General features: G+C 42.2%; 13 protein-coding genes. 1 reads left to right on the top strand and 12 read right to left on the bottom strand.

The features are described 5' to 3' along the window. Nucleotides 1–58: 58 nt before the first annotated feature. The 10 genes from thrC to HMPREF2542_RS02920 form a co-directional block, all read right to left on the bottom strand. Nucleotides 59–1,543, bottom strand: coding sequence for a threonine synthase (thrC, locus tag HMPREF2542_RS02965; RefSeq protein ID WP_058670039.1), 1,485 nt, complete (start codon nucleotides 1,541–1,543; stop codon nucleotides 59–61). A gap of 302 nt (nucleotides 1,544–1,845) precedes the next feature. Beyond that, nucleotides 1,846–2,469 (bottom strand): V-type ATP synthase subunit D, encoded by a 624-nt coding sequence (locus tag HMPREF2542_RS02960; protein ID WP_058670038.1) that lies wholly within the window; start codon nucleotides 2,467–2,469, stop codon nucleotides 1,846–1,848. Nucleotides 2,470–2,481: 12 nt separating this feature from the next. Then, nucleotides 2,482–3,873, bottom strand: a complete 1,392-nt coding sequence (locus HMPREF2542_RS02955) for a V-type ATP synthase subunit B (protein WP_003071147.1) — start codon at nucleotides 3,871–3,873, stop codon at nucleotides 2,482–2,484. Further along, nucleotides 3,860–5,650 carry a V-type ATP synthase subunit A gene (locus HMPREF2542_RS02950; protein ID WP_058670037.1) on the bottom strand — a complete coding sequence of 597 codons (1,791 nt, stop codon included), beginning with the start codon at nucleotides 5,648–5,650 and terminating at the stop codon, nucleotides 3,860–3,862. Before HMPREF2542_RS02950 ends, HMPREF2542_RS02955 begins: the two co-directional genes overlap by 14 nt. Nucleotides 5,651–5,662: 12 nt before the next feature. Further along, nucleotides 5,663–5,986, bottom strand: coding sequence for a V-type ATP synthase subunit F (locus HMPREF2542_RS02945; protein ID WP_070484300.1), 324 nt, complete (start codon nucleotides 5,984–5,986; stop codon nucleotides 5,663–5,665). Then, on the bottom strand, nucleotides 5,976–6,986 hold the full coding sequence (locus HMPREF2542_RS02940) for a V-type ATPase subunit (RefSeq protein WP_058670035.1): 1,011 nt from the start codon (nucleotides 6,984–6,986) through the stop codon (nucleotides 5,976–5,978). The genes HMPREF2542_RS02945 and HMPREF2542_RS02940 overlap by 11 nt, the downstream gene beginning before the upstream one ends. Before the next feature lie 11 nt (nucleotides 6,987–6,997). Next, on the bottom strand, nucleotides 6,998–7,588 hold the full coding sequence (locus HMPREF2542_RS02935) for a hypothetical protein (RefSeq protein ID WP_049493856.1): 591 nt from the start codon (nucleotides 7,586–7,588) through the stop codon (nucleotides 6,998–7,000). Nucleotides 7,589–7,643: 55 nt separating this feature from the next. Next, a complete protein-coding gene (locus HMPREF2542_RS02930) occupies nucleotides 7,644–8,123 on the bottom strand; it encodes a V-type ATP synthase subunit K (RefSeq protein ID WP_003071156.1) in 480 nt (159 codons plus the stop codon). Nucleotides 8,124–8,222: 99 nt separating this feature from the next. Then, complete coding sequence (locus HMPREF2542_RS02925; protein ID WP_058670034.1) at nucleotides 8,223–10,181, bottom strand: V-type ATP synthase subunit I; 1,959 nt, start codon at nucleotides 10,179–10,181, stop codon at nucleotides 8,223–8,225. After that, the gene (locus HMPREF2542_RS02920; RefSeq protein WP_003027241.1) at nucleotides 10,171–10,494 is read right to left on the bottom strand and encodes a hypothetical protein; all 324 of its coding nucleotides are present in this window, start codon (nucleotides 10,492–10,494) and stop codon (nucleotides 10,171–10,173) included. The genes HMPREF2542_RS02925 and HMPREF2542_RS02920 overlap by 11 nt, the downstream gene beginning before the upstream one ends. A gap of 236 nt (nucleotides 10,495–10,730) precedes the next feature. Here HMPREF2542_RS02920 and HMPREF2542_RS02915 point away from each other — a divergent pair, with 236 nt between their 5' ends. Then, nucleotides 10,731–11,576 (top strand): MurR/RpiR family transcriptional regulator, encoded by an 846-nt coding sequence (locus tag HMPREF2542_RS02915; protein ID WP_003071160.1) that lies wholly within the window; start codon nucleotides 10,731–10,733, stop codon nucleotides 11,574–11,576. A gap of 54 nt (nucleotides 11,577–11,630) precedes the next feature. On the opposite strand, the gene HMPREF2542_RS02910 is transcribed toward HMPREF2542_RS02915, so the two are convergent. Together HMPREF2542_RS02910 and HMPREF2542_RS02905 are read right to left on the bottom strand one after the other, a co-directional pair. After that, complete coding sequence (locus HMPREF2542_RS02910) at nucleotides 11,631–12,515, bottom strand: ROK family protein (RefSeq protein ID WP_058670033.1); 885 nt, start codon at nucleotides 12,513–12,515, stop codon at nucleotides 11,631–11,633. Between the two features lie 17 nt (nucleotides 12,516–12,532). Then, the gene (locus HMPREF2542_RS02905; RefSeq protein WP_037596366.1) at nucleotides 12,533–13,450 is read right to left on the bottom strand and encodes a dihydrodipicolinate synthase family protein; all 918 of its coding nucleotides are present in this window, start codon (nucleotides 13,448–13,450) and stop codon (nucleotides 12,533–12,535) included. Between the last annotated feature and the right edge of the window lie 13 nt (nucleotides 13,451–13,463).

Genomic DNA, 13,463 nt, shown 5'->3' with positions numbered 1-13,463 from the left:
TACATACTTTTACAAGCCGAAAACTCTCAGGTAGGTCCCCTCTGAGTGTTGAAAATGGTTAAAGTCCTAAATCCTTTTCTACTGCCGCCTGCATCTGGTCAGCAGCAACAATCATTTTATGGCGGACTTCAGCCGTTTCGATGCCATCCACGGCTGCTGGAATTGACACACCAATAAGATCATGTAACTGAGCCAAAGCTTCAAAATCACTCAGTCCGGTTTGTCCAGTCACAGCTTCGACTGCAACAACTGGGAATTTGTAAGGACTGGCAGTTGAAACAACGACTGTCTTCGTGTCATCACCTGTTTTGGTACGATATTTTTGATAAACGGCTGATGCTACTGCTGTATGCGGATCTTCAATATAGTTAGATATTTCATAAACCCGTTTGATTTCAGCCGCGGTCTCCACTTCTGTGGCATATTCAGCCGCAAAGAGTGCTAGCATTTCTGAGTCAAAGTTGGTCAACTCATACTGACCATGTTTTTTGAGATTGGTCATCAACTCTGCTGTCTTTTCGGCATTATTTCCTAACAGGTGGAAAATCAAGCGCTCTAGATTTGAAGAAACTAAAATGTCCATAGACGGGCTAGATGTCACCTTGAAACAGCGCTTCTTATCATAGATATGTGTTTTAAAGAAATCTGTCAAGACATTATTTTCGTTGGAAGCACAGATTAACTTGCCAACTGGAAGACCTATTTGTTTAGCATAGTAGGCTGCCAAGATATTACCGAAGTTTCCAGTTGGAACAGAAAAATTAACTGCTTCACCAGCTCGAATCTGATCGGTTTTGACCAATTGTGCATAGGCATAGACATAATAAACAATCTGTGGCACCAAGCGCCCGATATTCATGGAGTTGGCGGAAGAAAATTGCGACTTGTGTTCTGCTAGTTTTTTGCGAAGCACAGCGTTATTAAACATCTGCTTGACATTGGTCTGAGCATCATCAAAATTCCCTTCAATAGCCACTACATGAGTATTGTCCCCTTTCTGAGTCGTCATTTGCAGCTCCTGAACTTTGCTGACACCGTCTTTCGGATAAAAGACGATAATCTCGGTCCCAGGAACATCTGCAAAGCCTGCCATAGCTGCCTTACCCGTGTCTCCAGAAGTCGCCGTCAGAATGACAATTTTATTTTCCAAGCCGTGCTTTTTAGCTGCGGTTGTCATCAAGTGCGGCAGGATGGACAAAGCCATGTCCTTGAAGGCAATGGTCGCCCCGTGGAAAAGCTCTAGATTATACTGACCGTCTAGCTTAACCAAGGGAGCAATGGTCGGCGTATCAAACTTGTTATCGTAAGCATGGGCAATACAATCGTCTAGCTCTTGATCTGTGAAATCATCTAAGAAAGCAGATAAAATTAATTTTGCTACTTCTTGATAGGAAGCGTCTTTTAGTTTTGCAAAATCCAACTCTACCTGAGGATAAGAAATTGGAGTAAAGAGACCGCCATCTGTTGCCAATCCCTGCAAAATAGCTCGGCTAGCTGTCGTTGTATTGTTTGCGTCACGTGTTGATTGATAAACTAAAGTCATAAATTTTTATCCCTTTCATGTAGTCTGTTCTATTATAACATGACTTATCAGAAAATTCTCGCATTTCTATAGAAAATACTAACGTGCGTAGACTTTTGGTTTCTTCTTGCTTGCACGTCTAATCATCGAAAAGAAAAACAGACGTCAACTCATCAAAGCATCGTCTGTTTTGTTTTTTGATTCGCATTGTCAGCCATAGGACTGAATCTCAGTGACAGTGATTTTAAATATCGAGTATCCCACTATCAACTTATTACACAACATTATTTGGCTACCTCAGTTTTTTGAACACTCTCCCATCATTATTTCACTTTCATAACTCTCACTAGACTAGCTCGTTCAGCCTCTTCTAGCTTCATTTCGATATAATGAATGGTTTCTATGAGATCTGGAATAGTTGCATACTCTAAGCCATTGACCCGGCGGCGAGTTTTTTCAATTTCATCCGCCATCAACTGACAGCTCTTTTCAATCTCTGCTAAGCGCAAAAGATCTGGCAATAGGTTACTCATATCTTCAATCGTCTCATCCATCTGGCTGTTGGATGCCACGTAGCTATAAACTACATCTCCCTCATCATCACCGTAAGGATTGGCAATATGGGCATGCATCTTAGGAACTTGCACGCTCATGATATTTTCCTGTTCGATATGGAGATTGATTTCTCGCATAGGGACAGCAAAAATTTCTTCCACCATAAGGTCGCTTTCCAAAGCTTTTGCCAACACAAAGTCCTGCATATGACCAACTAGAGCTTCTTCAACTTTTTGGCGAAGGCGATTATTTTCGCGAACAGCTTCAATGAAACGACGCATCAGTTCATCTCGCTTATCCTTGAGAAGTTTATGACCGCGAGTAGCTGTTTTCAAGCGCTCTTTTAGATTGTTGAGTTCCATTCGAGTGGGTTTGATATTCAAACGAGTCATCGGCTCACCTCCTTAAGCTTGCCGCCTACTTTCTGGTAAATATTGGTCAATCATATCATCCTTAATCCGCTTCAGCTCCGTCCGTGGCAAGATAGACAACAATTCCCAACCTAAATCTAGGCTTTCTTCAATCGTTCGATTGGTATAAAATCCTTGATTGATATATTCTTTTTCGAATCGCTCAGTAAATTGTACATAGAGTTTATCCGTATCAGATAATGCAGACTCTCCTAGTACAACTGCTAATTCTTTGGCCTGTTTCCCTTGTGCATAAGCCGCAAAAAGCTGATTCATCGTTGCCGCGTGGTCTCCCCGAGTCTTTCCTTCGCCAGATCCTTTGTCCTTGAGACGTGAAAGAGACGGTAACACATTAATCGGCGGACGATAACCACTATTGTAAAGGTCACGCGACAGGATAATCTGACCCTCAGTAATGTAACCAGTCAAATCAGGAATGGGATGAGTGATATCATCCTCAGGCATGGTAAGAATTGGAATTTGTGTGACCGAGCCTTTCTTCCCTACCAAACGTCCTGCACGCTCATACAGGGTGGATAGGTTGGTATAAAGATAACCCGGATATCCTCGGCGTCCTGGCACCTCTCGACGAGCAGCGGATACTTCTCGCAAGGCCTCACAGTAGTTCGTCATATCTGTCATGATGACGAGAACGTGCATGTCCTTTTCATAAGCCAAGTATTCGGCAGCCGTCAAGGCAATTCGTGGTGTCGCAATCCGCTCAATAGCAGGATCATTTGCTAGATTGATAAAGAGGATAGAGCGGTCAATGGCCCCCGTCTCCCGCAAGTCATTCATAAAAAATTCGGCTTCTTCAAAGGTCGTCCCCATAGCCGCAAAAACGACTGCAAAATTTTCTTCTGAATTGAGCACAGTAGCTTGACGAGCAATCTGAGCGGCCAATTCCTTATGAGGCAGGCCCGATCCAGAAAAGACTGGCAGTTTTTGACCGCGTACCAAAGTATTGAGGTGATCAATAGCTGAAATCCCAGTCTGAATGAACTCATCAGGATAATCTCTTGCTACTGGATTGATCGCTTGACCGTCAATGTCCAAGTATTTCTCAGGCAAAATATCTGGACCACCATCAATAGGCTTACCCATCCCATTGAAAATCCTTCCGACCATATCTTCTGATACTGGCAACTCAAGAGGATGACCGGTAAAACGCACCTTAGTTTTCCCTAGATTGATTCCGCTAGAGCCTTCAAACAGCTGCACCATCGCCTTATCTTCTTGCACTTCTAAGACCTGCCCTTGACGCTTCGTTCCATCATGGAGTTGGATTTCCACTAATTCATTGAAATGCACCCCTTCTACTCGATCCACAATCATCAAAGGGCCGACAACTTCACTGACGGTACGGTATTCTTTAATCACGTTCATTGGTTGCTCCTCCTTGGGCAAGAATATCATGCAGTTTTTCCCGAATAGCGGTATCCAAACTGCGAATTGCTTCCAACTGATCCTCTGGGATAAATTTAGAGCGGGCAATCTGATCTCTCAACTCTACAGTACCGTTCATAATCTCAGTAAAATAGGCACCTAAATTCAAAGAACGATTAGCTTCTTCATCAAACGTTAGGATATTAGTAAGAAGAGCCACTTGTTTTTTAAAGGAAGTGTAAGTATCCACTTCGTCAAAAGCATTCTGCTGCAGGTAGTCCTCACGGATCATTTTTGCTGTATTCATGGTAAGACGATCCTTTTCAGACAGCGAATCCAGACCAACCAACCGTACGATTTCTTGTAGTTCACTCTCTTTTTGAAGAATGTTCATTGCCTTGGTTACCTTTTCTGACCAAGTCAACTGTTCATGTTGATTGATATAGTGCCCTACCTCATCTAGATAAAGTGAGTAAGAACTAAGCCAGTTGATAGCCGGAAAGTGACGACGTTGTGCCAACTGAGCGTCCAATCCCCAGAAGACCTTGACAATCCGTAGAGTATTTTGCGTGACGGGCTCCGAAATATCTCCACCTGGAGGGGAAACGGCACCAATTGCAGTAATACTTCCCTCGCGCTCGTCACTACCTAAGGTTTTCACCCGACCGGCTCGTTCGTAATATTCAGCAATCCGACTGCCGAGATAGGCAGGATAGCCTTCATCGCCCGGCATTTCTTCCAAACGCCCGGACATTTCCCGCAGAGCTTCTGCCCAACGTGAGGTCGAATCTGCCATAATGGCCACAGAGTAGCCCATGTCTCGGAAGTACTCAGCAATTGTAATTCCTGTATAGATAGAAGCCTCACGCGCCGCAACTGGCATGTTGGACGTGTTCGCAATCAGAACGGTTCGTTGCATAATTGACTGACCAGTTATTGGATCGATTAGCTCTGGAAATTCATTTAAGACATCCGTCATTTCATTTCCCCGCTCGCCACAACCAACATAAATCACAATATCCACATTAGCAAATTTGGCAACCTGATGCTGAACAACGGTCTTGCCAGCTCCAAATGGGCCAGGAACAGCAGCAGCCCCGCCCTTGGTGACTGGGAAAAAGGTATCAATCACGCGTTGACCCGTCACCAAAGGTTCCTCTGGGATCAGCTTTTGAGCAAATGGACGGCCTCTCCGGACTGGCCACCTCTGCATGAGACTGCCGACAAAGACAGAACCATCCGCACGCTCAACTTCATAGACTGCTTCCTCGACCGTGAAGCTACCAGCTTCAATAGCCGTCAGCCGACCACTAACACCAACTGGTACCAGAATACGATGCACTACCAGCTCGGTTTCTTGAACGGTGCCTAGAATATCTCCAGCTTGGACTTCATCGCCGACAGTTAGACAAGGTACAAAGTCCCACTTAGTCTCACGATTCAAATTAGGTAGCTGAACTCCACGTACCAGAAAATCACTCTGTGTCACCGTTTGAAAGCGTGCCAAAGGACGTTGAATGCCATCAAACATTTGCGAAATCAGCCCCGGCCCCAACTCAACCGATAACGGACTCCCTGTTGTTTCTACTGGTTCTCCTGGCCCAAGACCAGAGGTTTCTTCGTATACCTGAATAGAAGCCTCATCTTGACGCATCTCGATGATCTCCCCAATCAAGCCCAAATTGCCAACATGACAAATATCCTGAATGTTCGCTTCCTGCATTCCAGAAGCAACCACCAAAGGACCTGAAACTTTTATAATCTTTCCTTGACTCAAGTCTTGCTCCTTCTAATTTAAAATATTTTGTCCGACTGCTTTTTCTACATTCTCACGAATGCGTCCCCGTCCTAATCCCATTATTCCTTTATGAGTCGGGATTAAAATAATCGCCGGCAATACTTGCTTATCATAGCAAGTCAATGTTTCAGGGATTTCTGCAGCCACATCCTCTGTCAAATAAATAATGGCAAAATCTTCTCGACTCAGTCGGCGTAAAGCATTCACAGCATCAGCTGCTCCTGTGACTGGAAAAGTCTGAAAACCAATTAGACGAAAAGGTAGAATGGCATCACGATTTCCTACCACACCAATTTTATAAGTTTTACTGGCCATAAATCGGTCTCATCCTTTCTTTAATGGTTTCTACTGGAAGTTGATTTGTCAAACCGGTCAAAATAAGTCGAAGATTTTTCACTTCTAGCTCTTTTCCCAATAAATAGCGAGCTAATGGAAGCGGACCACTTGTTTCAAATCGCCCTTGCTCTAAGAGTTTAAACGGAACCAAGTCTGCTAAATATTCCAGTTCAAGATTTGTCAGCTTCCCCAAATGCATTTTTTCTTCATAAGAGCACAATTCTGCATCAAATTCTAATGGGTTTACTTGAGAAAACCAGTCCGTTAGTTGCCCTTTTTCTGCCAACTCAATCCACTCTGCACTTGTTAAAGATCCATCATCAGATAAGAGCTGTGTCATAAAACTATGCGGTTTTTGGTGACGAATGGCACGCTGTACCGTTGTTGCATTGTAAAAATCAATCGTCAACCGTACCAACTGCTTAAGCCGCTCATCTTCAAATTCAGATTCCAACCTTTTTAAGTGCGCGAAATAAGCTAGATCCATTCCGATTTCTAGAACACGTACATCTTGGTAATCCTGATATTCTGCCCAAGTTGCTTCTATTTCATCCACCATCAATTTTGGACAGTATTCCGTGGAAAAGGTTGTAATCAGCTGCTCCAGCATGTCTAACGAATATGACCCGACAGGAATCAACAGATGCTTTAAATTTAAGCCTGTTGCCTTGTGCTTAAGCAACACTTTAAGATTATGATAGGTATATTTAAGCGTGAAAAACTCCACCAAAGCAGATGTTGGACTGACTTCAAAAGCCCATGTATACTCTGCAAACAAATGCTTCATGAGAAATCTCTCAATCGTATTTAAGTCAGTTAGTTGTTCATGATTCGGATTATATGCTGTCCCTTCCAAAGCTGCTGATCGACTTTCAGAACTTGAAGCTCGCAACAACTGCTCATACTGCGCAGGACTTAAGAAACTACTCTCATGAATACTAATTTCCGTATTAACTTGTGCGAAAGTATTGTCATTCATGAACAGTCTCCTTACTCTTCTTTATCTTGGAAAATAGCCTGAGCGAGCCGATAGCTTTCCTCCTGCCATAAAGAATCCACTAAATAACGGTAGAGGTAGTTATCGTCAACATTCCCCCGAGAAAGGAGAAAACCCGCTTCTCCACTCACAGGTGAAGAAGCTAATTTCACTTGCGGATAACGCTCTAACAATTGTTCTAATTGAACGGCTGAATATTTACCAAATGTTCGTGAACCAAATGTCAAAACCAGCTCTTCTTGAGGATACTTTTTTAAGATCTGCTCCAAAAAAGCCTGTTCCTGTTTGAGCGACCAAGCCGCCATCTGCTCATAAGCTCCTGCAAATAACTCTTTCAAAATCCGTTGCTTGGTCGCCAAAGTAGATTGACGTTTTTCATTTTCAAGTTGCTGCACTTTACGTTGTACTTGACGTTTTAGCACTTTTACTTCTTGCTCACGTTGTTGCATTTTTTCTTGTTTCAGCCGTGCTTTTTGTTCTTTAGTTTCGCGATCAAGGGTTGCTTGGGCATTAGCTACTAACTGGCGCCCATTTTCATGCGCCTGCTCTAAAACCGAATCCCTCAATTGAGATTCAAATCCCATATCTGCCTCCTTCTATGAAATCAGATGGTTCAAGACCCTAAAAACTGTCTCATTTTCATTTCACATTCAAAACCATTAAAAGAGACACAACAAAGGCAAGGATAGCATAGGTTTCGACCATGGCAGCAAGGATTACTCCTTTCATTACGTCTTCAGGACGTTTTGCCAAAATCTGCATGCCTGCTGTCGCTACATTTCCTTGATATTTAGCAGAATAATAACCAACAATTCCAATTGGAAGTGCGGCAAAAAAGAGTGCCAAGCCTGTTTGGAGAGCCATTTCAGGTTGAACTTTAAAGAAAATTAAAATTCCAATAACAAAACCATACAACCCTTGCGTACCTGGCAACAACTGCAAAATCAAAGCGCTAACAAATTTCTCGGGCTGTTCTTTTAACAACGCTGCTGCAGCCTGACCGGTCGAGCCGACATTCCGCGCAGAACCAATACCACTAAGAAAAATCGCCAGAACCACACCTAGTGCTGCGAAAAAGGCACCGCCATAAGTTGAAAAATAAGATGAAAAAGCTTGCATAAATAAACTCCATTTCTAATAGTAAATACTATTTGTTTGATTGTTCTAATTGTCAATGGTATAAAATTCTGTCTGAGCAATTAAAACAATTTCGCTGAATTACTTTTTGTAGCGAACATATTTCCCTGCTGGTTTCAAAGGTTTAAAGGCTTTTCCACCACCATCGTAGAATTTTCCAAAAAATTCAACAAAAATTAAACGTGCTCCATGTACATAGCCTGATAAAAAGGAGAGGAACATATTGATACTGTGAAGGGCGATAAATAGCACAATACCAATACTGAAGCGAGCAAAAGGAGGAAAGAGACTAACAATTAAGTTAAAGGCTGAACCAATGCTCGCACCTGCAAGACCCAAAGCCATAAGTCTCGTGAAACTCACCAAATCGCCCACATAACTGCTGATATTGTATAAATTAAACAATGCAGGCCCCAATCCTTTCAAACTCTTAGCGCTGATAATAGAAACGAGTACAATACCCACAGCATTTATAATAGCAAGCCATTGTCCGATCAAACCAGCAATAGCAAGCGATGGGAATAATCGGCCCGCTGCTAATAAAGCCAGCCCGACGAGAATCAGCATCCAAGCAAAACCTGAATTATAGGCTTCCGCATAGTCTTTCACGCGAATATTCTTTGCACCACTGAGATAAAGCCCTGTCATGACTGTAATAAACCCAATCACGACCGACATAATCAGAATGGTGATCACATCCGTACTGGTATCAACAATCGCAAAAGGTAATTTGAAACCAAAGAATGAACCGTAGATGACTCCCCAGAGTGCAACACCGACTCCTAAAATTCTAAAAAAGCGTAAATTCTTAGCCAGATTTGGCTTGATATATAGAGCCTTCAAAGCCCAACTTGTTCCACCAAAGAGCAACAAACCATAGCCAATATCAGCTGCCATCATACCAAAAAAGATAAAATAAAACAGCGACACAACAGGTGTTGGATCTTTGTCTTCGTACTTCGGCAGCGAATACATTTCCGTTACCAACTCAAACGGCTCAATCAGCGCATTGTTTTTGAGTTTTGTCGGCACGCGCTGTCGATCAGCTGCCGTCATTTCATGGATTTGAAGCAAGATAGCACCACCAAATTGCTGCGTGAGTCCCATTCTTAAATCTTCTATCTGCTCCTGCTCAATCCAGCCCTCTAAGGCAACCAAATTCTGTGTACTAGCAAGAGCTTCCTTGCTTTCTTGACGAGAAGTTAAATTCAATACATAATCCAACTGACACTTGAGTTGTTTTAATTCTTCATTTGAAGACGCCAGTTGTATTTTTGTTGAAGTTATGAGTGCTTCTTGCTCTTTTATCGTCGCTTGTAATGCTACCAAACGCTCCTTTGGCAATTCCTCAAAAGCATATTCAAACAGCTTAAAACCAAGTTCTGTCAAAACTGCTTGGGTTTCTTTAGCAACTTCTGCTTTACATAACACAAGGATTCCTTTTTCTGTACTGCTAGTAAAAACCTCTCGAACTTCCAGATCAGGATAATCCTGCAATCGAATATTGAACTGATTGTTTCCACTGGTTGGAATGGTTCCCACAAACGCACGAAGATGTTTAAATTGCTTAAGTGCTACTGGAGTAACGTCTAAACTTGCCCATTTTTCCAACTCCACTACTTCCGACTGAGCCGTTTCTTTGACTTCTTGTGCTCTTGCCAACACTTGAAATTGTTGCTGAATAGCCGCAAGAAACGCTTCTTCGTCACGCGCTTGTCCCATCTGTTCTAAACTGACAAAGCTTGTTTCCAACGGAGCTTCCTTCAATGATTCCAGCATTTTTTTCTTAGGAACAAATGCTTGCAGGTTTTCAATCATACGTGCGAGTTTTTCCTGCCGCCGAGTCAAAGCTTGAAGGTGTTCCGAAAAAGATGTATCAGGATTCCACACTAACTCTTTCTCAAAAGCACCTTTCCAGGTCTCTTTTGCTTGTAAATCCTGAATTTCAACCGATTGGAGATTTTGCAGATAGGAAAGGATTTCATCCAACAATTCTCTTGGCAACAGTAGCGACAACTCCTGCATCTGACTAATTGCCATATTTTTCTACCACCCTGTCTACAATCATTTGCAGTAACGCCTCTTTTTTATTTGACAAAGCTGCTTGGACTTTTTCTTCGTTCTCTTGTTTCGTTTTTTCCAAGTCTTGTGTCAAGCTAGCAATCTCTTTTTCAGATTGTTCCTTTAACTCAATAAGCAACTGTTGTTTTTCTTCATCATAGGCTCGCCCTAGCTGCTTCAAATCCCTAGCAGCTTGGTCTTGCAACTCCCGAATCTGATGTTGATAACCAGCTAGCACTTCGTCTGCTGCTCGCTCAATTTCTTGCATTTGCTCAAGAGTAGCGTTCGTCATATCTTGCACCTCCTTTGTATCATACAATGGCTGTAACGTTTACTTGTGTAAATTATAACACATTTTCAAACCATTCGTCACAGAGTTTTATTCCTTTTCTGCGCTTAATTGAAATCATTTCACCCTGTGCTATTTATCAAGCTACCCAGCGTCTTATTTTGTAAAACTATGTTATAATACAAATAGGTTTTTCAAAACATTTGTTCTATATCACTACAAGTAAAGAAAGTACATCTATGAAAAATACGCGACATATTATGGCGAGAATCGAAAGCCATTTTGACAGCATGACCGACTTAGAAAAGCGGATTGCAAACTACTTTTTAAATCCTTCTAGTATCTACGACGACCTTTCTTCGCAAAAAGTTGCGCAAACTCTTTACATCTCCCAGGCGGCACTTACTCGCTTTGCAAAAAAATGTGGATTTAAAGGTTATAGAGAGTTTAATTTTCAATATATTCATCAACTGCAAAGTAATGTAGAAGAAACCAATCACTTACAACACGATGTGTCCCGTAGAGTTTTGCGAAATTATACTCAAATTCGACAACAGACAGAGGAATTGATTGATGAAGAAAAACTGTTGCGTGTGGTGCAGTTTATCGAAGAAGCGGATCGAGTGTATTTTTTTGGTATTGGTAGTTCAGGGTTGGTAGCTCGTGATATGAAACTGCGCTTCATGCGGCTTGGGGTCATCTGCGAAGCTTTGACAGATCAAGACGGCTTTGCTTGGACGACCAGTATTTTAGACAAAAATTGCTTGGTGATTGGTTTCTCTTTATCAGGACAAACCCAATCTATCATCAATAGTCTGATGGATGCCAAAGCAATGGGAGCTAAAACTGTATTGGTAACAGGCCAATCAGACAAAGTTGACCAACAGTTTACGGAAATCATTCCTGTTGCCATTCAAAGCAAACCAGAGTATATTTTGCGCATCTCAGCTCAATTTTCTATGTTGCTGGTGATTGACTTACTCTATGCCTTTTTCCTTGAAATTGATCGGGAGAAAAAAGAAAAAATCTTCAACAGCTATTGGGAAAATAAAAAATTAAATGGTTACTACCAACGACATAAATAACAAAAGAGCAAGTTGAGTTCAGATTTTCCTGAGAACCTCGCTTGCTCTTTTTATCTATTGTTGTTTATTTTTAAAATGATAATAGGCACCAAACATTCCTGCTGTATTTTGATAGTAAGCGAAAGCGAGCTTGGTTTTTTTAGCGATACTTGGTACCAAGCAGGCTTTCATAGCAGCCTCAATTCGAGGACGAAGAACGGCCTCTTGCTCCATAATGCCGCCACCTAAAATCACCACTTCTGGATTGACTACATAACAGATATTAGCAATCCCTTGTCCCAGATAGTTGACCATGCGGTCAATACCTTGGATACAGCGTGCATTTCCTTCTGTTGCTTCCTTGAAAATGCGCCGTCCATTCCACATAGTAGGCTCTTCGTCGTGAAGTTCTGCTACATAATTGACCAAGGCCGTCGTTGAAGCCACATCTTGGAATGCACCATCTGATAGATACACATAACCGACTTCACAAGCTGAATTACTAAAACCATGAAAAACCTGACCATCCACCAGCAAACAACCGCCGATACCCGTCCCAATCGTCAAACAAATCGCAATGTTCGCTCCCTTTCCGCTCCCGGACATGACTTCCGCTAAGCCAGCACAATTGACATCGTTTTCAATCTCACAAGGAACGGAAAATGTTTCTTCTACCACTTTCTTGAACTGAGTACCAGCATAATTTGGAATCTGAGGACCAGCATAAAAGATTTCTCCTTTATCTGGATCGACCATTCCAGCCGAGGAGATACAAACCCCAGCAACTGGAATTTGTTCTAAATAACGTGCTACAATTCCCTTTACCTTGCGCAAAATTTCTGGACCGCCCTTATGAGCCTCTGTTGGGATTTCATGTGCTTCCAGCAAGGTGTCAGTATCATCAATCAGACCATATTTGATATTTGTTCCACCAATATCAATGGCAATATATTTCCCCATAATCCACCTCTTTTTTATTACAAGAACGTTTCCTTAGCTACACGAATCAAGCGAGCTGCTTCCTCTACAATCGGACGATCTGTGCCTGTCACTGGTGTTAAAGGAGCACGAACAGAACCAATGTTTAGATTTTCATTGATTTTCAAGACTTCCTTGATGACAGAATACATATTTCCATGAGCAGCAGTTAATTTTCCGATAATAGTGTTGATGGTAAATTGTAATTCTTTTGCTCTCTCCAATTCTTTGTCGGCAATCAATTGATTGAGCTTCAAGAAAAGCTCTGGCATCGCCCCATATGTTCCGCCGATACCTGCTCTTGCTCCCATCAGGCGACCGCCTAAAAATTGCTCATCTGGCCCATTAAAGACGAGGTGGTCTTCCCCACCAAGTGCTGCAAAGGTTTGAATGTCTTGGACAGGCATGGAAGAATTCTTCACGCCAATCACACGTTCATTTTTGAGCATTTCTGTATATAAACTTGGCGTCAGAGCTACACCTGCCAACTGCGGAATATTGTAGATCACAAAGTCTGTATGTGGGGCAGCTGCGCTAATATCGTTCCAATATTGAGCAATCGAGTATTCTGGCAAACGAAAATAAATCGGTGGTATGGTCGCAATAGCGTCCACTCCCAAGCTTTCTGCATGGCGCGCTAACTCCATACTATCCTTGGTGTTGTTGCAAGCGACGTGCGCAATAATAGTTAATTTCCCTTTTGCCACTGCCATTACTTCTTCCAAAATCAATTTTCTATCAGCAACACTTTGGTAGATACATTCACCAGATGAGCCATTAACATACAAGCCTTGAACTCCTTTTTCAAGAAAATATTCTACCAAAGCTCGCACGCGCTCTGGACTAATCTCGCCTTGATCATCATAGCAAGCATAAAAGGCCGGAATGACCCCTTCATATTTTTTTAAATCTCTCATATTTTATTCTCCA

This window comes from Streptococcus sp. HMSC034B05 (genome assembly GCF_001809055.1).
Classification (GTDB): domain Bacteria; phylum Bacillota; class Bacilli; order Lactobacillales; family Streptococcaceae; genus Streptococcus; species Streptococcus constellatus.
This window is presented reverse-complemented; position numbering and strand designations above follow the sequence as displayed.

Bases quoted from the DNA above. Each gene is read 5' to 3' on its own strand.
- HMPREF2542_RS02920 (WP_003027241.1), bottom strand. From the start codon at position 10,494: ATGACGAACGCTACTCTTGAGCAAATGCAAGAAATTGAGCGAGCAGCA.
- HMPREF2542_RS02905 (WP_037596366.1), bottom strand. From the start codon at position 13,450: ATGAGAGATTTAAAAAAATATGAAGGGGTCATTCCGGCCTTTTATGCT.
- HMPREF2542_RS02955 (WP_003071147.1), bottom strand. From the start codon at position 3,873: ATGAACGTGATTAAAGAATACCGTACCGTCAGTGAAGTTGTCGGCCCT.
- thrC (WP_058670039.1), bottom strand. From the start codon at position 1,543: ATGACTTTAGTTTATCAATCAACACGTGACGCAAACAATACAACGACA.
- HMPREF2542_RS02940 (WP_058670035.1), bottom strand. From the start codon at position 6,986: ATGAATGACAATACTTTCGCACAAGTTAATACGGAAATTAGTATTCAT.
- HMPREF2542_RS02930 (WP_003071156.1), bottom strand. From the start codon at position 8,123: ATGCAAGCTTTTTCATCTTATTTTTCAACTTATGGCGGTGCCTTTTTC.
- HMPREF2542_RS02960 (WP_058670038.1), bottom strand. From the start codon at position 2,469: ATGACTCGTTTGAATATCAAACCCACTCGAATGGAACTCAACAATCTA.
- HMPREF2542_RS02945 (WP_070484300.1), bottom strand. From the start codon at position 5,986: ATGGCCAGTAAAACTTATAAAATTGGTGTGGTAGGAAATCGTGATGCC.
- HMPREF2542_RS02915 (WP_003071160.1), top strand. From the start codon at position 10,731: ATGAAAAATACGCGACATATTATGGCGAGAATCGAAAGCCATTTTGAC.
- HMPREF2542_RS02935 (WP_049493856.1), bottom strand. From the start codon at position 7,588: ATGGGATTTGAATCTCAATTGAGGGATTCGGTTTTAGAGCAGGCGCAT.
- HMPREF2542_RS02910 (WP_058670033.1), bottom strand. From the start codon at position 12,515: ATGGGGAAATATATTGCCATTGATATTGGTGGAACAAATATCAAATAT.
- HMPREF2542_RS02925 (WP_058670034.1), bottom strand. From the start codon at position 10,181: ATGGCAATTAGTCAGATGCAGGAGTTGTCGCTACTGTTGCCAAGAGAA.